This is a genomic window from Paenibacillus sp. Paensp38 (genome assembly GCF_059491915.1).
The window spans coordinates 2,876,359-2,897,816 of sequence record NZ_CP168516.1; the positions used below are offsets into that span (position 1 = coordinate 2,876,359).

A 21,458-nucleotide genomic window follows, 5' to 3' on the forward strand; every position below is an offset into this window, starting at 1 on the left:
ACCCCCCTACACTCCGCTTAATCTACAGAAACGGAATCCTGATGCATTTCATCGGTGGATGTTCTCGGTCTGCCGAGTTCTTCCTCCGCCTGTGTTTCACTCTTAATATCAATTTTCCAACCCGTAAGCTTAGCAGCAAGGCGAGCATTTTGTCCTTTGATACCAATAGCAAGAGAAAGCTGATAATCAGGCACAATAACACGCGCCATTTTCTCTTCTTCAAACACCTGCACTTCGAGCACCTTGGATGGACTCAGCGCATTAGCCACGTATTCATCAACATTATCGGAATAACGTACAATGTCGATTTTTTCGCCACGCAGCTCGTTCACAATAGTCTGTACACGTGTTCCTCTAGGACCCACACAAGAGCCGACCGGATCCACCTCGGCGTTACGGGAATGAACCGCGATTTTAGAACGGAAGCCTGCTTCACGCGCTACGGAACGAATCTCTACAACACCATCAAAAATTTCAGGCACTTCGAGTTCGAACAAACGCTTAAGCAGACCCGGATGTGATCGGGACAGCATAATTTGCGGTCCTTTGGTTGTGTTTTCTACTTTGGTAATATAAGCCTTAATTCGATCCAGATGGCTAAATTTCTCATTAGGCATCAATTCGCCTAACGGGAGAACCGCTTCCACCTTACCAAGATCAATATAAATGTTACGTGGGTCTTGGCGCTGTACAGTTCCTGTTACAATATCTTCTTCCTTGTCCACAAACTTGTTGTAGATCAGTCCCCGTTCCGCTTCGCGGATACGCTGGGTCACGACCTGCTTCGCAGTTTGTGCAGCAATCCGTCCAAAATCACGTGGTGTAACTTCAATTTCAGCGATATCTTCCAACTGAAAATGCGGGTTAATCTCACGAGCCGCAGGCAACGAAATCTCGGTGCGAGGATCCAATACCTCCTCAACGATCAGCTTGCGGGCATATACCTTAATGACTCCCGAGTTGCGGTTCATATCAACACGCACGTTTTGTGCGGTGTTGAAATTCCGTTTGTAACTAGAAATCAAGGCTGCTTCAATGGCCTCAAACAGCACATCCTTGCTGATCCCCTTTTCTCTTTCCAACTCGTTCATTGCTTCAATAAAATCCATACTCATGGATTACTGCTCCCCCTTTCAAATGATGCACCTGCGTACTGGTCGGCACACGAGGCAAAAAAACATGTAGTACATGTCAAACAGCAACAGTCAAATCTGAATTAAAATATGATCGCGAGCCTTGCACCAGCTACCTTGTCATAAGGTATAGCATGCTTCTTTTGTCCGCTTTGAACGGTGAGTTCCCCATCTTCAAAAGAAAGCAAACGACCTTCAAATTCCTTCAGGCCGTTGATCGGCTCGTATGTAGTAACGAATACGTTTTTGCCTACCGCTTTAGTAACGTCCTCCGCTTTTTTTAGCGGTCTTTCGGCGCCTGGTGAAGACACTTCCAGAAAATATGCTGTAGAAACAGGGTCATTTTCATCCAACTTTTGACCCAAATATTCACTGATCATACTGCAGTCGTCCAGATCAATTCCTCCGTCTTTGTCTACAAAAACGCGAAGAAACCAATTACTGCCCTCTTTGACATACTCGACATCGACCAGTTCAAAACCATGCTCTTCGAGGTAAGGTTGGGCCATTTCTTCTACTACTGATTTGATCTTTGGTGTGCTCAAAGATTATAACCTCCAAAAGTGAACTTTCCTGTGTTGAAAAAAAGATGCCCTATTGCATGGACAATGCTTCTCCATCACCGGCATTTTCATTTTCATTTGATGTAATGTTCATTTCGGGCTCACTGCAAATAAACCGGCGTACCGGTTTCGTGCCCAAAAACAACCTTTTCACGTTGTAACTGTATATCAAACAGTAAAGAGTGGGTTTCCCCACTCTTTTAGCAACGGTTTTATCTCCATGATTACCAAAAAAATTATAACATAACCGTAGTTATGTGACAAGTGCCAGAGCTTGACTACTGTGGTTCGGATTAAAACAGAGACAGCTGATTACTCTCTGGAAGACCTCGAAAGCAACCCATCTGAGACAGCATTTCGACAATGGTTTTACTAGCCTTCGATTTTTGTTGAAAATCCTCGACAGACAAAAATTCACCATGTTCACGGGAGGCTGCGATGTTACGTGCCGCGTTGTCTCCAATTCCCTGAAGAGCTCCGAATGGCGGAATGAGTGAATCTCCATCCACCTTGAAGCGTGTAGCTTCGGAACGGTACAAATCAATGGATTTAAAACTAAACCCGCGAGCCGTCATTTCCAGAGCCATTTCCAGGATCGGAAGCATCCCTTTTTCTTTGGGAGGTGCCTGAAAACCGAGTTGCTCGATTTCGACAATCTTCCGCGCGATTGCATCATATCCCTGACAGCACAGCTCAATATCAAAATCGGCTGCACGTACTGAAAAGTAAGTCGCATAATATTCAATCGGATGATACAGCTTAAAGTACGCTGTGCGCACTGCTGAAATAACATACGCTGCAGCATGCGCCTTCGGAAACATGTACTGAATTTTCAGACAGGAATCAATGTACCACTGTGGCACCTTGCATTTTTTCATTTCCTCAATCCATTCAGCACTAAGCCCCTTACCTTTACGTACGCTCTCCGTAATTTTAAAGGCCAGACCTGCGTCCATGCCTGCCTTGTAAATCAAAAACAGCATGATGTCATCACGACAACCAATTACAGTCTTGATGTTGCAAGTATTATTCTTAATCAGTTCCTGTGCGTTCCCTAGCCATACGCCCGTGCCGTGAGACAGTCCGGATATTTGCAGTAAATCGGCAAAAGAACTTGGCTGCGACTCTACTAACATTTGGCGCACAAACTTCGTCCCCATCTCTGGTACACCATAGGTTGCTACAGGCGTGCGGATTTGCTGGGGTGTAACACCGAGCGCCTCCGTGGAGTTGAACATGCTCATAACCTTAGGATCATTCATTGGAATGGTCGTAGGATCGACACCAGTCAAATCCTGAAGCATCCTCATCATGGTCGGATCATCATGACCCAGAATATCGAGTTTGAGTAAATTCGCATCAAAAGCGTGATAATCAAAATGCGTTGTTTTCCATTCCGAGCTTGTATCATCGGCGGGGTACTGTACCGGCGTAATATCCTCGACCTCAATATAATCGGGAACAACGACAATTCCGCCTGGATGTTGCCCGGTACTGCGTTTGACCCCTGTACAGCCCGAAGCCAGCCTATTCAGTTCAGCCCCACGCCATTTTTTATGATGCGCCTCTTCATATTTCTTGGCAAAGCCAAAGGCTGTCTTCTCGGCAACGGTACCGATGGTTCCAGCACGGAATACACTTTTCTCACCAAACAGTACTTTCGTATAGTTATGTGCGACAGGCTGATATTCGCCAGAGAAGTTCAAGTCAATATCGGGAACTTTATCTCCCTTAAACCCAAGAAACGTTTCAAACGGAATATCCTGTCCCTCACCCTTCAGTTTGCCGCCGCAATTCGGACAATTTTTGTCCGGCAAATCAAATCCACTCGGCACACTACCGTCCAAAATCCATTCGCTATGTCTGCATTCAGGATTACCGCAAATATAATGTGCAGGCAGTGGATTAACCTCGGAAATACCGAGGAAGGTAGCGACCACAGAAGATCCAACAGACCCCCGTGAACCTACCAGATATCCATCCTTATTAGACTTTTTAACCAAGCGCTCGGAAATAAGATAGTTGGCAGAGAAACCGTATTTAATAATCGGCTCCAGTTCTTTTTCAAGGCGAGCTACAACCACCTCGGGCAATTCCTCACCATAGATAGATTTAGCCGTCTCATAGCAAGTGTTACGGATTTCCTCGTCCGCCCCATCCAGCAAAGGTGTAAACAGCTTGTCAGGGAACAACTCCAGCTCCTCAAATCGATCCGCCAACTCACTGGTATTCTTCACAACGACTTCATAGGCTTTCTCCTCGCCCAAAAACTCGAATTCTGCCAGCATTTCGTCTGTGGTGCGTAAATGCGCATCAGGCTTACGAATATCTTTTAGCGGACTAAATCCCGTAATGCCATGTATCGTAATATCACGGTACAACTTATCGCGCGTTTCCAAATAGTGAACATTGCCTGTGGCAATTACGGGCTTATCAAGTCGCCGCCCAATTTCGCATACTTTGCGTATTGCCGTTTTCAGAGCATCAGGCCCGCTTACCAGTTGTTTTTCTACTAAATGCATATACATCGTCAAAGGTTGAATCTCCAACACATCATAAAACTGTGCTATTTCCTCGGCTTCTTCCTCGGACTTGTTCAACACAGCCTCGAAGAACTCTCCTTTTTCGCAGCCAGAAATAATAAGCAGTCCGTCTCTCATTTCTGACAATTTTGATTTAGGAATGCAAGGCACACGCTTGAAATATTCGGTATGAGACATCGAAACCAGCTTGTACAGATTTTTTTTACCAATCGGATTGAGGGCATAAATACAACAGTGAAACGGACGAACGGTCGATAAGTCCTTACCCACATAATCATTCAGACGATCGAGCATTTTTAAACCCTTAATTTGTTCCGCATCATTCAGCAAGCCATTCAGCACTTCAGTCAGTGCGACTGTATCGTCAATGGCTCGGTGATGGCTTTCGAGCGCCACTTTATATTTGGTCGTCAGCGTATTCAGACGATGGTTTTTCATTGTTGGAAACAGTAAACGAGCCAGTTCGAGCGTATCCAGTACCGGATTGGTCATTTCAGGCAAACCCATATTTCGAAGGGTGGCCTGGATAAAACCGACATCAAAACGCGCATTATGGGCAACCAATACAGCATCGCCAGCAAAAGCTACAAACTCCTTCATAACAGGTTCTACATCCGGCGCGTCCTTGACCATTTCATCGTTAATGTTGGTCAGTTGCTGTATATTATATGGAATGCGCTCATGCGGATTGACAAAGGTAGCATAACGATCAATTTCTTTGCCATCATGCATTTTCACAGCTGCAATCTCAATGATTTTATTCTGTGTAACCGATAAACCGGTGGTTTCAATATCAAAAACGACATAAGTCGCTGTTTTCAAATTTAATGGCTGTGCCTGCATTACAACCTCAACGGCATCATTAACCACATTGGCCTCAACACCGTAGATCATTTTAATGCCGTTTTTCTTTGCAGCCTTAGCAGCATCAGGGTAGCACTGCACTCCGCCATGGTCGGTGACTGCAATCGCCTTGTGCCCCCATTTGGCGGCTGTTTTAACGTATTGATCAATCGAGGCAACAGCATCCATTGCGCTCATCTTTGTATGGAGATGGAACTCGACTCGTTTTTCCTCTGCTTTATCCTTACGTGTGGGTGGAGCCTGTACTTCAACTAGATCAGAGGGAATCATAACCAGCTCGGGAATTTGCATAAAACGATCATATTCAACTCGACCCCGTACTTTGACCCATTTCCCGTTAGCCAACAAGCTGAGGATCTTCAGATCTTCTTTAGTTTTAGCAAACATTTTCATTTGCAGGGAATCACTAAAGTCGGTCAAATAATACGTAAACAACGTGCTGCCATTGCGCAATTCTTTACTATCCAAACCGAAGATTGTTCCTTGTAAAGTGACTTTCTTCTCTTCGTCCTGAATATCTTGCATCGGAACAGCCGGTTCTTTGATGTCATAACCGAATTGAAGCCGTACGTCTCCTTCTTCTTCATCCAAAGGCGGCATTTCGGATTCCATACTTTCCATCATCTGCTGAATGACTTCGCGTTCTTCCTGCATTTTTTTCTCTTGGAATTGCTGTAACGCCTCCTGGTTACTTTCACCCACCTGGACTTTAATGCGCATAGAAAGCCCGAAATATTTATCGTAAAATTTGATGATAGCTTGATCTATCTGCTTTTTACGCGCCAGTTCCAACGACATACCGTCGCTCATCGTTAGCAATAATAGACCGTCGTCCCACTCATGCACAGCCCGATTCATCCAACCGTTAACCGATGGAATCTCACGATGTACCCACTCTAGAAAAAGTTTCCAGTATTCACTGATGATATCACCAGGCTGAATCTGCTCACTGTACTGAAAACGGAACGTAATTTTTGCGATGTGACTCATTTTTTCCTGTACTTGAATACAGAACGTACGATACACCTGAGCGGGGACCAATGTCTCCTTGGCAATGGTGATGTTCCAATCCTTATTGGTTCGGCTAATCTCCACTTGGTCAATCCAACCGTCCAAAAAATAAGGTTCAACCACTCCCGCCGGCATCCCAACTTGCTTCATTAGCAGTTCCAGCCGCTTTCTCTTTTCTTCAGCTCCGCCCATGGCTCTCCCCCCAATTTCAAATCTACCATTCTGAAAACATGAAAAGCTTCTGCGTCAAAAACATCTCCGACCGCAAAAGCTTTTCGTAGCCCTCTTCAATCCTCTTCACAACGACACATAGATCCTTCGGGACATTGTCCCGTAACAGTTACCATGTCAGCGAAGAGAATGAAGTGAGTATAGTGGTATTGCCCTACTTCTATATTAGTACGCCCGTGCGAACACTACTGTATGCTTGGCAGGTTTGCCACAGCACAAACATGTGGACTTTTGCTCGTTTGTTTTAAACGGTATATTACGACTTGTAGCACCTGTCACTTCTTTAACTTTATCTTCACATTCTTCAGATCCGCACCAGCCTGCCAAAGTAAAGCCGCGTTTTTCTTCCATGAGAGTCTTCATTTCATCCAGCGTATCAACGGAATAGAAGTTTTCTTCCATGAAATTTTTCGCACGATCAAACATCTCCTGCTGTACCTGTGCGAGCATCGCGTGTACTTCCTCAACCAGATTATCCTGCTGCACGATTTTTTTCTCACCGCTGATACGGGATACGAGCACACAGACACCGTTTTCCATATCACGCGGCCCGATTTCCAGACGAACCGGCACACCGCGCATTTCATATTCATTAAATTTCCAGCCTGGGCTTACATCGCTGCGGTCGTCCATTTTAACACGCACTCCAGCTTGTTTCAACTGAGCGAATAGTTCATCTGCACGAGCGATAACGGCAGCACGCTTCTTAGGTGGCCCAATTGGAACCATAATAACCTGCGTAGGCGCAACTTTAGGAGGCAATGCCAAACCACGGTCATCTCCATGGACCATAATCAGTGCGCCGATCAAACGTGTACTTGTTCCCCATGAAGTCGTATGCGCGAATTCCAGGTTGTTTTCACGACTCAAATATTTGATATCAAATGCAACTGCAAAATTAGTTCCCATATAGTGGGAAGTTCCAGCTTGTACTGCCCGTCCATCCTTCATCATCGCTTCCAGTGAAAATGTATCCTTCGCACCTGCAAACTTTTCAGAAGGTGTTTTCTGTCCAGTAATAACCGGAATAGCCAGAACTTCCTCAATAACCTCACGGTATACTTCCAGCATTTTCATCGTTTCTTCACGTGCTTCTTCTTCTGTTTCATGGGCCGTGTGACCTTCTTGCCACAAAAATTCACTTGTGCGCAAGAAAGGCAGCGTGCGTTTTTCCCAACGCACTACATTAGCCCATTGGTTAATAAGCACGGGTAGATCACGATAGGATTGAATCCATTTGGAGTACATATGACCAATCATGGTTTCCGAAGTCGGACGAATTGCAAGACGCTCTTCCAGCTTTTCCCCGCCAGCCTCGGTTACCCAAGGCAGTTCAGGATTAAACCCTTCAACATGCTCTTTTTCCTTTTGAAAAAAGCTTTCTGGAATGAACATTGGAAAATAGGCATTACGGTGACCTGTTTCTCTGAAGCGCACATCCATGGCTTCCTTGATATGCTCCCAAATTTCAAAACCATCGGGGCGGAATACAATACATCCGCGAACAGGGGAATAATCCATCAGTTCTGCTTTTTTAATAACATCAATATACCATCGGGAAAAATCTTCGCTCTGCGGCGTAATTTCCTCGACAAACTGTTTATCGTTCGACATAGAAATGCATGTCCTCCCATACAGACCGTTTTTATATAAGTCCGTCTCTAATTAACCATTAATTAAGCGTAAAATATCGTTATACGTGACCGCAATCATAAGCAGGAATAGCATAGCAAAACCAACGAAATGGACCATTCCTTCCCTGCTCGGATCAACGGGACGCCCTCTTACCGCCTCCACACCAAGGAAAACAAGTCTGCTTCCATCCAGCGCCGGAATAGGCAATAAATTAAATATCCCCAGGTAAAGACTCATTATAGCAGTCCAATACGTCAACTGCTCAATCCCCTGCTTGGCAATTTGCCCCGTCACTTCAAAAGTACGTACCGGGCCTCCCAAGTCATTGATAGAAAAACGTTGAATGAGCTGGCTAAATCCTTGGAAAATAATATCGGTCGTTCTGACCATGGATTGTCCGGCAAATTTGAACGTTTCACCCACACCTGCTTGGCGTTTTGGAAGTTCAGGCACAATGCCCACCTTGCCACCCTTTTGTCCTTCCATTGCACGAGGTGTAATCGTAAGATCAAAGGTCTTATTATCACGGCGAACCGTCCACTTCATCGGCTTGTCTTGAGAATCCGCAATCAGTTTGATCATGTTTTCAACATTCGCACCAATGGCTACTCCATTCACCGATTCGATGATATCTCCCTTATGCAAATCAGCTTCAGCAGCAGGCATACCTGCTGTAATTTCACTAATTTGGACATAAGTCGGGTTGTCCACTTGTATGCCGACCATCTGAATATGCAGACCAAACAAAATAAAGGCAAGAATAAAATTCATCAGTGGTCCAGCAAAAATAGCCAACGCACGCTGTCCTACTGTTTTACTCCCATACTGCCGATCCTTGGGTGCAATCTGTATGGATTGTCCTTTGGTTACCATCATCGCTTGCGGGTGCACAGTGTATTGCTGATCTTCGCCATCCACATCCAATTTTAAAGTTAATGACTGTTCCAGATCAATATCCAACACTTCGCCTCGCACCACATTCTTGCGATTATCCAGTTGATCCAGATAGATGGTTTTAACGACGTCATCCGTTAGGCGTACAGCAATCGTTTGTCCGGTCTCAATTTCATTAACCTCCGGATCCTCTCCCGCCATGCGGGCAAAGCCACCGAACGGCAACAAACGCAACGTAAATCGCGTCTCGTTTCTTTTATAAGAAAACAGTTTCGGACCGAAACCGATCGCAAACTCCCGTACCAGAATCCCGGCGCGCTTGGCAAAATAATAATGCCCCCATTCATGCACCGTCACTATGACGAAAAACATGAGCACCGTCATCAACACTATTTGAATCGTTTCCAATCGTTTCCGTTCCCCTTTCAATGAGATCGAGTTTGTCTTCCTAGATTATCATTATTCTCCGATCCCGCACAAGAGAATCACATTTCGTTTCTAACCCAACATTAGCCTACAACCCCGTGGCTATGCTACGAGTCTCTCCGTCACATGCTTCAATCGCAGACAGATCAGGATTAGCCACATTGACATGCCGCTCCAGCACACGTTCAATAATAGCTTCAATATGCAGAAAAGAAATTTCTCCACGCAGGAAACGGGCAACAGCAATCTCATTAGCTGCATTAAATGCGGTCGGTGCTGTACCACCCATTTTACCACATTCGAAGGCAAGCCTTAAACAAGGAAAACGATTATAGTCCATTTCCTTAAAATGGAGTCTACCCACTTCAGCCAGTGACAACGGCTTCGCCGGGGACTTCATACGCTCAGGATAAGTCAAAGCATATTGAATGGGTACTCTCATGTCCGGATTCCCAAGTTGAGCAACAATGCTTGTATCCTGAAACTCAACATAGGAATGAATAATGCTTTCCGGATGAAGCAACACATGAATCTGCTCATAATCAAGTCCGAATAGCCAATGCGCCTCAATGACTTCCAGCCCCTTGTTTACCATCGTTGCTGAATCAATCGTGATTTTGGCCCCCATTGACCAATTGGGATGCTTGAGTGCATCTTCCACGGTAACTTCACGCAACTGTTCTCTTGTCAAATCTCGAAAAGAACCCCCTGATGCTGTGAGTGTAATATGTGCCACATCTTTCATACGCTCACCATTCAAGCATTGGAAAATAGCTGAATGCTCACTGTCAATCGGCAGCAACGGCACTCCTTTCGCCCGAGCCCGCGCTGTGACCAGATGACCAGCAGTAACCAGTGTTTCCTTATTGGCCAAACCGATCTGTTTTCCAGCCTCAATCGCGGCCAGCGTGGAGTGCAATCCGACACTGCCCATTACAGCCGTCACAACCATATCCGCCTCCGTGTTCGCAGCAAGCTCAATGAGTCCTTCATTTCCCCAATACAGATCCATTCCAGAAGGCAGTAAAGGACGAATTTCATCCGCCAACTGCCGAGTACCCACAGACACTTTTTTGGGTTTATAAAGATGCGCCTGCTCAGCAAGTAACTTTATATTAGAACCACCTGCTAAAGCCTCAACAGTAAACTGATCCGGGTGCATGGACACTACATCCAGCGTTTGAGTTCCAATAGATCCGGTTGAACCAAGTACCGTAATTCTTTTCATGATGCACCTTCCTATCCTGAAAATCACTTTTATCCAGGAGCTCATTGATTATTATTCAGGCAGCTATGCTACTAGTTCCAACCTTCTAGTAGCGCAGAGTGAGCAGCATAGAGATTAGCCTGAGCATAAACTGTAATCAATAGACTCATGGAAGCAGCATCAGCATATGTACAAATGGAAAAACGACAATCCAGCTGTCGCAACGGTCTAGTATACCACCGTGCCCTGGCAGCAGATTACCGGAATCTTTAATGCCGTACACTCGTTTGTATGCAGATTGTACCAAATCGCCCAGTTGTCCCACAACTGCACATGACAAACCGATGCCGATGGCTTTGCCCCATGGCAGCAGTCCACCCGATAATCCAGCGAATACAAGAGCTATAACCAACGCTAAAACGATGCCGCCAATGGATCCTTCGACCGTTTTATTCGGACTGATCGCAGGCCATAATTTCGTCTTTCCTGCCATTTTGCCTACAAAATATGCCCCTGCATCACTTGCCCAAATACAAGCCAATAATAAAAATGTCCATAATAGTCCATGTTCCATATGACGTGATTCCGCAATATACGAAAATCCAAACCCTATATAAACGGTACCAAGAAATAATATAGCTACCGTTTGAATCGGGATTTTATTTTTTGTTCCTACCGTGATGATCATAAAAGCTATCATTACCAGCCAAAGCATACTGGCAAAGGGTAAGGGTGAGTGCAAGCCAAAAGGTTCATACGGGAATACAAAAGCTAATATGCTTACGTATCCAAGTATTGCTGTACCTCCAAAAGGAGATACCTGCGTCATTCGTGCGAACTCATAAAATCCGATTAGGGCCATCGCCAATATAAGCAAATGGTAGGCCAAGCCGCCCCACAGGACCATCGCCAAAAAGAATATGCCTGCCAGAATACCGGTAATTAATCTCTGTCTCAACGGCTTTCATCCTCCATTTACTTCAGTCCGCCATACCGTCGTGTTCTTTGCTGATATTCGATCACTGCTTCGTATAAGTGTTCTTTCTTAAACTCAGGCCAATAAATATCAGTAAACCACAACTCACTGTAGGCAAGTTGCCAGAGCATAAAATTACTAAGTCTAAGCTCACCGCTTGTTCGAATCAGTAAATCAGGGTCTGGCATACCGCTAGAAAGCAACGTACTACCGATCAGCTCAGATGTTATATCTTCCGATTTAAGCTTCCCATCCGCAATTTGACGGCCCAATGTTTGCATGCATTCGGTGATTTCCAACCGACTTCCATAATTTAATGCAAAATTAAGAACAAGTCCGGTATTATTTTCAGTTCGTCGAGTCGCTTCAGTCAGCGCTTCAACGGTATGGGAAGGTAAATGTTCTTTATTGCCCATCATACGTACTTGCACATTTTTTTCAATCAACTCATCTAGCTCAATAGCCAGAAATTCCTGCGGTAAGCGCATTAGAAAATCAACTTCGTCCTTTGGACGCGTCCAATTTTCAGTTGAAAATGCAAACAAAGTCAAATACTTAATACCCAGTTCATCCGCCGCAATTGCTGTGCGTTTCACTGCCTTCATTCCATTTTGGTGCCCTACAATCCGCGGCATTCCAATCCGTTTGGCCCATCTGCCGTTCCCATCCATGATGACAGCAACATGCTGCGGAATATTGTCTTTTGAAATGGCCGGTGTTTGCTGTTTTTGTTCCCCGTTCCACCAAGACCGAACCCGTTTGATCATTCCAGTTCCTCCAGCATTCTCTGAAAATGTGCCTCAGGCTTGAAAAGAGACAAACCCCACCGTAAGGGAGGGGCTGCCAATCTTTTAGACTTCCATAATTTCTTTTTCTTTTGCAGCTAAAACTTTATCCACTTCAGCGATAAACTTATCAGTTGTTTTCTGGATATCTTCCTGATGTTTACGAGATTCGTCCTCGGAAATATCACTTTTCTCCAATTTTTTGATGTCATCATTGGCATCACGACGAATGTTACGAATAGCGATCTTCGCTTCTTCACCGTTCTTCTTTGTCAACTTCACCAAGTCAGTTCTGCGCTCCTCCGTCAAAGCAGGAATGCTAAGACGAATGGTGTTACCGTCATTCGAAGGTGTCAAACCTAAATCGGATTTTTGTATAGCGCGCTCGATATCAGCCAAGGAAGATTTGTCCCAAGGCTGAATCATCAAGGTCCGGCTGTCAGGTGTATTGATATTCGCCAGTTGGTTGACTGGAGTCATTGCACCATAATACTCTACCTGTACACGGTCCAGTAAAGCTGGTGTCGCCCGTCCTGCACGCAAAGATGCAAGATCACGTTGCAATGCCTGGATTGCTTTTTGCATGCGTTCCTCAGCACTCTTTTTCACAGATTGTGGCATTAATTTACACTCCCTTTGACGATCGTACCAATTTTCTCACCCAGCACGACACGTTTAATGTTACCTTGCTCTGTAATAGCAAAGACAATCAACGGAATATTGTTATCCATGCACAACGAGGAAGCAGTAGAATCCATGACACCGAGATTTTTGTTGAGCACATCCAAATACGTAAGCTGCTCATATTTCTCAGCTGTGCTATCTTTAAACGGATCAGCAGAATATACGCCATCCACTTTATTTTTAGCCATCAGAATCACTTCCGCTTCGATCTCAGCGGCACGCAGTGCAGCTGTAGTATCAGTCGAGAAGAACGGATTACCTGTACCTGCTGCAAAAATAACAACCCGACCCTTTTCTAAATGACGGATAGCTCTACGACGAATGTAAGGTTCTGCAATCTGTTGCATCGCAATGGATGTTTGTACACGGGTAGGTACCTCAATCTGTTCCAAAGCATCCTGTAAGGCCAGTGAGTTCATCACCGTTGCCAGCATACCCATGTAATCTGCCGTGGCCCGGTCAATTCCGTTGGCACTTCCAGCAATACCGCGCCAGATGTTACCGCCACCACACACGATAGCAACTTCTACTCCCAGTTCCACTACGTCTTTGACTTGTTCGGCAATGGATGCAATCGTATCCGCGTCAATACCGTAACCGTTAGGACCTGACAGCGATTCACCACTAACTTTCAGGACAACACGCTTAAACACAGGTTTTTCCAAATGATCACCCTCCAATATCATTTATACTTTATGTAACAGGATAGGTGTCCTGTTGCAAGAAATGGAACACTGATGTGTCCCATTTCCATTTTTCCATATGCGATTACCGTTCGTTGGTAATTATTGTTTCACTTGAGACATAACTTCTTCATAGAAGTTGTCTTCTTTTTTCTCCAGACCTTCACCCAGTTCAAAACGAACAAAGCGACGCAGGGAGATGTTCTCGCCAATCGTACTGATTTTTTCGTTGATAAGCGTGGAGATTGTTTTGTCTGGATCTTTGATGAAAGATTGCTCCAACAAACAGAACTCTTCATAGAACTTACCAATACGGCCTTCAACCATTTTTTCAACAATTTTTTCTGGTTTACCTTCGTTCAGCGCTTGTGCTTTCAGGATTTCTTTTTCTTTTTCGATCTCTTCCTGTGGCACTTCTTCACGACGAACATAACGAGGGTTCGATGCAGCGATATGCATTGCAATGTCGCGTACAAAATCTCTGAACTGGTCTGTTTTAGCTACGAAGTCTGTTTCGCAGTTTACTTCTACCAGTACGCCGATACGGCCGCCAGCATGAATGTAGGATTCAACAACACCTTCAGTAGCAATACGACCCGCTTTGTTGGCTGCAGCTGCAAGTCCTTTTTCGCGCAGAACTTCAACCGCTTTTGTCAAATCACCGTTTGCTTCTTCAAGCGCTTTTTTACAATCCAGCATTCCTGCGCCTGTTTTTTCACGAAGCTCTTTTACTGCGCTAGCATTAACTGCCATATTATTTCCCTCCAAATTTGATTTTCAGTGGTATACCGTGCTTATTCCTTAAAAAAAGGGTAGTGAGAGGTTATACACCTGCCAACCACCCTTTTCATTTAATTCATATAGTTATTTCCTAATGGAAATGTTATGCTGTAGTTTCTTCGCCTTGGTTTGCTTCCATAACTGCATCAGCCATTTTACCTGTCAGCAATTTAACAGCGCGGATTGCGTCGTCATTACCTGGGATAACATAGTCGATTTCGTCTGGATCGCAGTTTGTATCAACGATACCTACGATTGGGATACCCAATTTGCGAGCTTCAGCAACCGCGATACGTTCTTTGCGTGGATCAATGATGAACAGAGCACTTGGAAGGCCCTTCATGTTTTTGATACCGCCCAAGAATTTTTCAAGACGATCTTTTTCTTTGCGAAGAATGATAACTTCTTTTTTAGGAAGAACTGCGAATGTACCGTCTTCTTCCCAAGCTTCTAGTTGTTTCAAACGGTCAATACGTTTTTGAATCGTTTGGAAGTTAGTCAGCGTACCACCCAACCAACGTTGGTTAATGTAGAATTGACCAGCGCGTGCTGCTTCTTCTTTAACGGAATCTTGTGCTTGTTTCTTCGTGCCTACGAACAGAATTGTACCATTCTCAGCTGCAATGCTTTTTACAAAGTTGTAAGCTTCCTCAACCTTTTTCACTGTCTTTTGCAAGTCAATGATGTAAATACCGTTTCTTTCAGTGAAGATATAACGATCCATTTTCGGGTTCCAGCGACGTGTTTGGTGACCAAAGTGAACCCCAGCTTCCAAAAGCTGTTTCATGGAGATTACTGCCATCTTCACGCACCTCCTAAGTTTGGTTTTTTGTGTGTCCTCCGCCGACATCATTTTTCATAAAGACTTTCCATTGGAAAGCACCCTTTATAAAATTAACCGACGTGCGTTTTTAACACCGTTAATTAATATACCATAACACTTGCATCGTTGCAACCAACTTTTCGACAATAGATTAGAACAACGCAAGATGTGACGTTTTACGCCTCTCATTGAACTTTTCAGCAAGAATAAAAGCCGGCCACTTCCCAGTCTGGTCAGTTGGACGGCTTTTTCGTAATTTTAGTAATGATAGAACTGAAATCCTCACCTTTAGCAAACTGATAGGTACCGGTACGAATTTTGGTATTGATTTTTTTAGCCTTAGCTGCTGCCTCAAATGCACTAGCATCCGATACGACCCCTGCCCGTTGCAATCCTGATGCCACACTTCTCAAATTGCTTCCGGATGCAATGCTATACTGCACTTGTGGGGTGGCAGGCTGCTTGGGGATATTGGGAGTCGCTGTAGTGCCAGAACTTTGAGTTTGCGGCTTATTCGGACTTTGTGGAACCGATGTGCTGGTCGAAGGTTTAGAACCAGCCGAGGATATGCTGTTTGCAGTTGCCTTTGGTGTTGCTGGCGTTTGAGCTGGTTTAGCTTTTTGGGGTGCAACGGGAGTTTTATTACCTTCCTTGATCACCTTATTACGCCATTCCTCTTCTGTCATTTTCGGGTTAGAGCTGTCACTGACCTGGAGATTTAATCCGGCTGCTGCCTTTTCTAATTGCTCTCGCGTCATGTTTTTCGGGTCTGTGGAAGATTGCTGCGATTGCCCCTGACCGATCAATGCCAGTTGCAATAGCAATGCCCCCGTTATAAGACCAGTACCCATGCCTAGCATAAATGAACGGTTTTTGATCACGTTACATCCTCCCGCTCCGCGAGTTGCAAAATAAGCTGTACTTCACCCCGTTGAATGCCTGATTGCTTAGCTATATAGTCCACTGACTTGCCTTGCTCATGCAGAGCAAACAACTCTTGATAACGATCACGGATGGACTCTGCTTCCTGCTCAGTTTCAGGATCTTGTAATGCCGTCTGTTCCTCCATAGTTATGAGGGGAGCTTCTGAACCAGAGTAGCCTTCCTGCACAGACATTTCAGGTTGCGGACTTTGAAATTGACCGTATGCAACCGCTGCCTGCTGAGAAGCAGTTGTATGTTGTATTTCCTTAGGTACAGGCTCGGTTTGCATAGACACAGTTGCAAACATAGCCTGGCGCTCAAGCTCCACGATACGGCTCCGAAGCTCAGCTACTTGCTCCTGTAATGCCGCCTGTTTCACTGTATGCTCCTGCTTCATACCAGAAACAAGCTCAATCAACTCGTCATTATCGTTTTCAATATCGGCCATATATTGCTCTAATGTGGCCTCGACCTTTTGGACGACGGCCTCTTCTGTTCCCCGGCCTGGCTGACGCTTAGGCTGTAGCCAGGCATAGACAACAGCTGCGGCGCCCAGCAGAACAATATAAATCCATGGTTGATCCACTGCCCATCGTCTCCTTTAATAACGCTTCTCCACCTGTCGGATCAGAGCGAAAAATCAATATGGTGTCCCTTGAACGGATGCTCTGCCGGATGCTCCTTAGGCAGTTCAGCCTCATCTGGCCGGGAGCGGCTCTGCTGGGAAGAATCTCTGCTCTGTCCCCCTGTTTGCCGCTCACCGACAAATGTTTCCGCAGACTGATCTACAGCACTGCTTCGCTGACGCATGTTCTCCGTCTCCAGCGCGGCCTTTTGTCCAAGCAATGCTTGATCATTCATCGGCCGCTGCTGGGACTCACTTTGGTATTTTCCAGCTTCGCTGGTGCGAGGTACGGCAATTTGCAATTCAACAGCCTTCAAGCTCATTGGACCACACCCTTTCCGATTGGGCATCCGTATCTTTCTTCCAAGGAATACAATGTTAAATGTTGTTTATCAGTGTGCCGAATTACACGTAGGAGGACATGCTGATGTCTCCCTCATGATAATAAAACGCCATTCTTTCCACTGAATCTTTAATAAATTTTGTATATCTGCCGATAACTATTTTAGAGCCACCGTAAATCACATTTTTCACTTCTACCCGTGCGCGGCTTGTATCCTCTAATGTTCGTTCAATTTCAAGCATTCTGGACTTGGTTTCCAAAAGCTCCTGTTCATTAGATTTTTTAGTAGATGTCAGCTTGATTCGCATAGCCATTCTTTCAGGTGCAAGCTGTCCGGCGGCGGCAAGCTGATCCAATATGGTAAGAGCCTTATTCGTTTTATCCTGGCTGTCTGTCTGCTGCTTCAAACGTGCGCGGAGTTCTGTCAGTTCATCGCGCAGTTCGGGAAGTACACCCACTTCGATATTGGTAGCTGTGGACATCGTATTACCGACGGTACGAGCCACTACCTTTTTACCAGCTTGTACACTGCCACCTACGATAAGCCCTTTTGTCCCTTCGCAGATTACATTATTACTCGCTTTGATCTGGGAATGCATGATACTCTGGGATACAAGTACATCGCCTCCCGCAATCACGTTACCATCTTGTATAAACGAGCATTTCACATTTTGTGCAGCTTTCACGAACCCCTTATGGTATCCGATAATACCGCCAGTGATTTCCACTGAACCTTCCGCCACAATTTCGGCCCCTTCCACACCACCGATGACACGAATGTCGCCAGCCGCCCGAACCCGGAAACCTGTCAAAACATTCCCACGAATGACGACGGTTCCAACAAAATCAATGTTGCCGACACTATAATCGACGTCCCCGTTAACTTCATATACGGGGAACACATTAAGTTTGCCCTTTTCAGTCGTAGTTACCAGTCCGTCAATAGCCGCATACATCGCAACACCTTCTGGATGAATCACTACATTTTTTCCAACTTTAAAACGCGCCTCTTTACCTGGAAGAAAAGGAATTTCCTCTCCGGTTACAGCAATCCCCGGTACACCTGGCAGAGGATCAACCCGTTCGGCAATCAGTTGACCACGTTTTACATTTCTTAAACGAGTTAGTTCTTTATAATCCACCCGTCCATCCACGGTTTCAAGCGGCTTATGTGCATCTTCGCCAGTCACAATATCAGCCAGATTGATTTTTCCGTCTGTGCCATGGATCGGCTGCTTTCCCTGAGCAATCAGTAATTTTCCGAAGAAATGATCTTCCGGACTTGCCGCAAATACGCGAATTGCATCGGCTATTAAACCGTAGGATATTTTTTGGTTGCTTAGAAAACGCTCTAATTCTTCCACAGAACAGGCAAAGCCTTCTTCACGTTTGGCAAACTCCAAGTAGGCGGTTTGTTTGTCAGGTGAGACAACCACTTTTAAAAACTGGTCCAAAGCATATTGCTTCTCCACAAGGGTGCTCCTTCCGTCTAACTGTTACTGTAACCTCCCGTACGTTAATCTTTACGCATTAGCAAATCCCGTTGTTTGTCCAATGTCGCTCTCAGACGTAATATTGCTTTGGAATGCAACTGTGAAATTCGCGATGGAGATAGCGACATGACCTCAGCGATTTCGCTGAGTGACAAATCCTCGTAATACAATAAAGAAACAACGATACGTTCTTTTTCAGTCAATTTATCAATGCCTTGTGCAAGGGCATCACGAAGTGTAAATTCATTGACCTTATGATCCGGATTTTTCGCCTTCTCGTCCACCAAAAGGGAAAGCCGTGTTTCCGATTCCTCTTCGCGGATCGGATCCTCCAGTGAGACAATCGACATAACAGCGACCTCTTGGATCATATTTTGAAACTCTTTCTCAGAAACGTCCAAATAATGACTCATCTCTTCGTCGCTGACCGTGCGTAGATATCTTTGTTCCAAATGCTGGTATGCATCCTCGATTTTTTTCGCTTTTTCCCTAACTGAACGAGGAACCCAATCCCCTTGACGAAGACCATCCAAAATCGCTCCACGAACACGCCAAGAAGCATAAGTCTCAAACTGCAAACCACGCTCATAGTCAAATTTCTCTAAAGCGTCAATCAAACCCATAACGCCGTTACTCGCCAGATCATCCTTGGATACATTTTTAGGCAAGCCTACTGCAAGACGGCCTGACACATACTCCACAATATGGAGATACTTTTCAATTAACTGTTTTTTTGCTTCCTTGTCACCGTGTTCTTTCCATTGTTCCCATAGTTCGGAATGGTTTAAATGAGCGGCTTTTCGCTCGTTCATCGGCTTCACCCTCCTTATTTGTCTGTCAGGTGACGAACGGCCTTGGCCAATTCTTCAGGGTCCTTGTTGGAAACCAGCTTAGGTGGGTTTAAAGGTGCAAAACCATTATCCCCCTCGTCCGTCTGCTCTGGTTTCGGTTTCAGCAATTCATTCAGGTCTTCATTTTCGTCTGGTGTCGTCAGGTCCAGATTCCCCCCTACGCCATCTACCTGAGAGCTTGCCCGGCTTTGGGCATTCCCCAGATCTGGCCGCGCTACAACACCTAGTGTCCAGCGCAGCACAAATGCAAGTAGGAACCAAAAAACGAAGGCGATCAAGCCACGAATTAAGCTCGTGGTCAGCAGATTGCTGCCAACGGACAACACAAAAGTCAGAATAAATCCGACTACTCCAGACCAAAGATTAATGCGTAAGCTGCCAAATAACATGTTTATAATTCCTTTACACCTTTTTGTACGCTTCGAATATTCAAAACGCCAGTTTCAGAGTCCAACTCAATCGTTCGTCCATAATTGCCGCCTGTGTCCTCCGCAATCAAAGGAATGCCGAGATCTACGAGCATTTCCTTGCATGATTCTACATTACGTGGACCAATCCGCATGGTGTCTCCACTACCAGCAAAGGCGAACATCTGCGCTCCCCCTGCCATTTTGGCAATCAGCCTGCGTCGTTCTGCACCCAATTTCAGCATCCTCTCAAATAACTCGGGCAGCGCCGTATCCGCATATTTGGCTATATTCAGCTGCCCTTCACGCGCAATATCTGAGGACGGTAGCATCACATGTGCCATGCCTGCCAGTTTCAAATGAGGATCATAGAGGGTCAATCCGACGCAGGAGCCAAGTCCTGTCGTACGAATCGAGTTCGGATTGCTGGTAACATTTAAATCTGCCATGCCGACTTTAATGATGCTTTTATCCTCAATCATCGTTCATCGGGACTCCTAACGACCTAAAGATTTTCCCGAACGATTCTGGATCAGGAATCAGGAAAAATTGACCCTCTATCTGATTCTGCCCTTCCAGAAACGATGTGTCAATCAATAATGCAGCATCTCCCATCTGCCCAAACTGCAGCAGTCCGTAGCTAAGAATTGCTCCTGCCATGTCCAACGCCAGCGCAGGGACTGTTGGATACATGGATAAACGTGTGAAATCGGCCAGCGAAGACAGGTAAGAGCCCGCTAAAATGTTTCCGATCTCCGACAGGGCTGAGTGCTCCATTTCGTTAAAACTGTCCTCGTCATCTGAAGGAATATTCGCCAAACGGGAAAGTAAGCCTTTTGCCGCCTGAGGCTGCAATATGAAGAATAGATTGCCGGGGGCTTCCCCTTCTACCCTAAAAAATATTGCAACAACAAGTTGCTCATTTCCACCGACTTTATCGGCAATTTCCTCAAAAGGCAGCATTTGTACTTTGGGCACACCCATGTCGACCGGTTTATTGAGAAGCCGGGAGAGCGCTGTAGCAGCGTTCCCCGAGCCAATGTTGCCGACTTCTTTCAACACATCCAACTTGAAGTCTTCGAGATTCCCAAGATTCTCCATATGTTAATCCTCTAAGCCTTCCAGTTGGTTCATTTCGCTACGATTCAGGACTTCGGACAAGTTCAGCATAATCAACAAGCGCTCTTCACCAATTTTAGCAACTCCGCGAAGATATTTAGCCTTAACTCCGCCAATCACTTCCGGTGGTGTCTCGATATTGTCAGTATTCAGGTCAATAACGTCATTCGCTGAATCAACGATAAAGCCGACTTGCATTTCGCCCACTGCAACGATAATGATGCGGGTTTGATCGGTATATTCAGCTTCAGGCAATCCAAATCGGCCACGAAGATCAATAACCGGAATGACTACGCCTCTCATGTTGAATACACCTTTTACAAAATCGTAAGTTCTTGGAACCCGTGTAATCGGCACCATGCGTTCAATAGATTGGACTTTTTCTACTTCAACACCGTATTCCTCTTCACCAAGCTTAAATACGATAACTTTAATTTCTTCTCCCATGTCTAAAAACC

At 45.3% G+C, this 21,458-nt stretch carries 21 protein-coding genes; all 21 read right to left on the reverse strand.

Annotation, left to right across the window (positions count from 1 at the left end):
- Positions 1-17: 17 nt before the first annotated feature.
- Complete coding sequence (gene nusA, locus ACEN8J_RS12345; protein WP_013309927.1) at positions 18-1,115, reverse strand: transcription termination factor NusA; 1,098 nt, start codon at positions 1,113-1,115, stop codon at positions 18-20.
- Positions 1,116-1,216: 101 nt separating this feature from the next.
- Positions 1,217-1,678 (reverse strand): ribosome maturation factor RimP, encoded by a 462-nt coding sequence (gene rimP / locus ACEN8J_RS12350; RefSeq protein WP_029517020.1) that lies wholly within the window; start codon positions 1,676-1,678, stop codon positions 1,217-1,219.
- A gap of 311 nt (positions 1,679-1,989) precedes the next feature.
- Positions 1,990-6,306 (reverse strand): PolC-type DNA polymerase III, encoded by a 4,317-nt coding sequence (locus ACEN8J_RS12355; RefSeq protein WP_029517019.1) that lies wholly within the window; start codon positions 6,304-6,306, stop codon positions 1,990-1,992.
- Positions 6,307-6,510: 204 nt separating this feature from the next.
- Positions 6,511-7,959: a proline--tRNA ligase gene (gene proS, locus ACEN8J_RS12360; RefSeq protein WP_495593542.1), complete on the reverse strand. Its 1,449-nt coding sequence runs from the start codon at positions 7,957-7,959 to the stop codon at positions 6,511-6,513.
- A gap of 51 nt (positions 7,960-8,010) precedes the next feature.
- Positions 8,011-9,282 (reverse strand): RIP metalloprotease RseP, encoded by a 1,272-nt coding sequence (gene rseP, locus ACEN8J_RS12365; protein ID WP_029517017.1) that lies wholly within the window; start codon positions 9,280-9,282, stop codon positions 8,011-8,013.
- A gap of 106 nt (positions 9,283-9,388) precedes the next feature.
- Entirely contained in the window at positions 9,389-10,528 is a 1,140-nt protein-coding gene (locus tag ACEN8J_RS12370; RefSeq protein WP_029517016.1) for a 1-deoxy-D-xylulose-5-phosphate reductoisomerase, read from the reverse strand.
- A 145-nt stretch (positions 10,529-10,673) separates the two neighbouring features.
- Complete coding sequence (locus ACEN8J_RS12375) at positions 10,674-11,465, reverse strand: phosphatidate cytidylyltransferase (protein WP_029517015.1); 792 nt, start codon at positions 11,463-11,465, stop codon at positions 10,674-10,676.
- A gap of 17 nt (positions 11,466-11,482) precedes the next feature.
- Entirely contained in the window at positions 11,483-12,250 is a 768-nt protein-coding gene (uppS, locus tag ACEN8J_RS12380; protein ID WP_029517014.1) for an undecaprenyl pyrophosphate synthase, read from the reverse strand.
- A gap of 84 nt (positions 12,251-12,334) precedes the next feature.
- Entirely contained in the window at positions 12,335-12,889 is a 555-nt protein-coding gene (frr, locus tag ACEN8J_RS12385; RefSeq protein ID WP_029517013.1) for a ribosome recycling factor, read from the reverse strand.
- A complete protein-coding gene (gene pyrH / locus ACEN8J_RS12390) occupies positions 12,889-13,617 on the reverse strand; it encodes a UMP kinase (RefSeq protein WP_013309918.1) in 729 nt (242 codons plus the stop codon). The genes frr and pyrH overlap by 1 nt, the downstream gene beginning before the upstream one ends.
- 120 nt (positions 13,618-13,737) lie before the next feature.
- Entirely contained in the window at positions 13,738-14,388 is a 651-nt protein-coding gene (tsf, locus tag ACEN8J_RS12395) for a translation elongation factor Ts (protein ID WP_013309917.1), read from the reverse strand.
- A 130-nt stretch (positions 14,389-14,518) separates the two neighbouring features.
- A complete protein-coding gene (rpsB, locus tag ACEN8J_RS12400; protein WP_013309916.1) occupies positions 14,519-15,217 on the reverse strand; it encodes a 30S ribosomal protein S2 in 699 nt (232 codons plus the stop codon).
- 254 nt (positions 15,218-15,471) lie between these two features.
- Positions 15,472-16,119 carry an endolytic transglycosylase MltG gene (locus ACEN8J_RS12405; RefSeq protein ID WP_495593544.1) on the reverse strand — a complete coding sequence of 216 codons (648 nt, stop codon included), beginning with the start codon at positions 16,117-16,119 and terminating at the stop codon, positions 15,472-15,474.
- Positions 16,116-16,748, reverse strand: a complete 633-nt coding sequence (locus tag ACEN8J_RS12410) for a hypothetical protein (protein WP_029517011.1) — start codon at positions 16,746-16,748, stop codon at positions 16,116-16,118. The genes ACEN8J_RS12405 and ACEN8J_RS12410 overlap by 4 nt, the downstream gene beginning before the upstream one ends.
- Positions 16,749-16,789: 41 nt before the next feature.
- The gene (locus ACEN8J_RS12415) at positions 16,790-17,110 is read right to left on the reverse strand and encodes a hypothetical protein (protein ID WP_029517010.1); all 321 of its coding nucleotides are present in this window, start codon (positions 17,108-17,110) and stop codon (positions 16,790-16,792) included.
- 82 nt (positions 17,111-17,192) lie between these two features.
- The gene (locus tag ACEN8J_RS12420; protein WP_029517009.1) at positions 17,193-18,602 is read right to left on the reverse strand and encodes a flagellar assembly protein A; all 1,410 of its coding nucleotides are present in this window, start codon (positions 18,600-18,602) and stop codon (positions 17,193-17,195) included.
- Positions 18,603-18,646: 44 nt separating this feature from the next.
- Positions 18,647-19,435 carry a FliA/WhiG family RNA polymerase sigma factor gene (locus ACEN8J_RS12425; protein WP_013309911.1) on the reverse strand — a complete coding sequence of 263 codons (789 nt, stop codon included), beginning with the start codon at positions 19,433-19,435 and terminating at the stop codon, positions 18,647-18,649.
- A 14-nt stretch (positions 19,436-19,449) separates the two neighbouring features.
- On the reverse strand, positions 19,450-19,863 hold the full coding sequence (locus ACEN8J_RS12430) for a hypothetical protein (protein ID WP_029517008.1): 414 nt from the start codon (positions 19,861-19,863) through the stop codon (positions 19,450-19,452).
- Between the two features lie 2 nt (positions 19,864-19,865).
- Positions 19,866-20,363 carry a chemotaxis protein CheD gene (locus tag ACEN8J_RS12435; RefSeq protein ID WP_010346358.1) on the reverse strand — a complete coding sequence of 166 codons (498 nt, stop codon included), beginning with the start codon at positions 20,361-20,363 and terminating at the stop codon, positions 19,866-19,868.
- Positions 20,356-20,982 carry a chemotaxis protein CheC gene (locus ACEN8J_RS12440; protein WP_029517007.1) on the reverse strand — a complete coding sequence of 209 codons (627 nt, stop codon included), beginning with the start codon at positions 20,980-20,982 and terminating at the stop codon, positions 20,356-20,358. Before ACEN8J_RS12440 ends, ACEN8J_RS12435 begins: the two co-directional genes overlap by 8 nt.
- Positions 20,983-20,985: 3 nt before the next feature.
- Positions 20,986-21,447, reverse strand: coding sequence for a chemotaxis protein CheW (locus tag ACEN8J_RS12445; RefSeq protein ID WP_007430046.1), 462 nt, complete (start codon positions 21,445-21,447; stop codon positions 20,986-20,988).
- Between the last annotated feature and the right edge of the window lie 11 nt (positions 21,448-21,458).

Bases quoted from the DNA above. Each gene is read 5' to 3' on its own strand.
- nusA (WP_013309927.1), bottom strand. From the start codon at position 1,115: ATGAGTATGGATTTTATTGAAGCAATGAACGAGTTGGAAAGAGAAAAG.
- ACEN8J_RS12355 (WP_029517019.1), bottom strand. From the start codon at position 6,306: ATGGGCGGAGCTGAAGAAAAGAGAAAGCGGCTGGAACTGCTAATGAAG.
- proS (WP_495593542.1), bottom strand. From the start codon at position 7,959: ATGTCGAACGATAAACAGTTTGTCGAGGAAATTACGCCGCAGAGCGAA.
- ACEN8J_RS12370 (WP_029517016.1), bottom strand. From the start codon at position 10,528: ATGAAAAGAATTACGGTACTTGGTTCAACCGGATCTATTGGAACTCAA.
- uppS (WP_029517014.1), bottom strand. From the start codon at position 12,250: ATGATCAAACGGGTTCGGTCTTGGTGGAACGGGGAACAAAAACAGCAA.
- frr (WP_029517013.1), bottom strand. From the start codon at position 12,889: ATGCCACAATCTGTGAAAAAGAGTGCTGAGGAACGCATGCAAAAAGCA.
- tsf (WP_013309917.1), bottom strand. From the start codon at position 14,388: ATGGCAGTTAATGCTAGCGCAGTAAAAGAGCTTCGTGAAAAAACAGGC.
- rpsB (WP_013309916.1), bottom strand. From the start codon at position 15,217: ATGGCAGTAATCTCCATGAAACAGCTTTTGGAAGCTGGGGTTCACTTT.
- ACEN8J_RS12415 (WP_029517010.1), bottom strand. From the start codon at position 17,110: ATGAGCTTGAAGGCTGTTGAATTGCAAATTGCCGTACCTCGCACCAGC.
- ACEN8J_RS12425 (WP_013309911.1), bottom strand. From the start codon at position 19,435: ATGAACGAGCGAAAAGCCGCTCATTTAAACCATTCCGAACTATGGGAA.
- ACEN8J_RS12430 (WP_029517008.1), bottom strand. From the start codon at position 19,863: ATGTTATTTGGCAGCTTACGCATTAATCTTTGGTCTGGAGTAGTCGGA.
- ACEN8J_RS12435 (WP_010346358.1), bottom strand. From the start codon at position 20,363: ATGATTGAGGATAAAAGCATCATTAAAGTCGGCATGGCAGATTTAAAT.
- ACEN8J_RS12440 (WP_029517007.1), bottom strand. From the start codon at position 20,982: ATGGAGAATCTTGGGAATCTCGAAGACTTCAAGTTGGATGTGTTGAAA.
- ACEN8J_RS12445 (WP_007430046.1), bottom strand. From the start codon at position 21,447: ATGGGAGAAGAAATTAAAGTTATCGTATTTAAGCTTGGTGAAGAGGAA.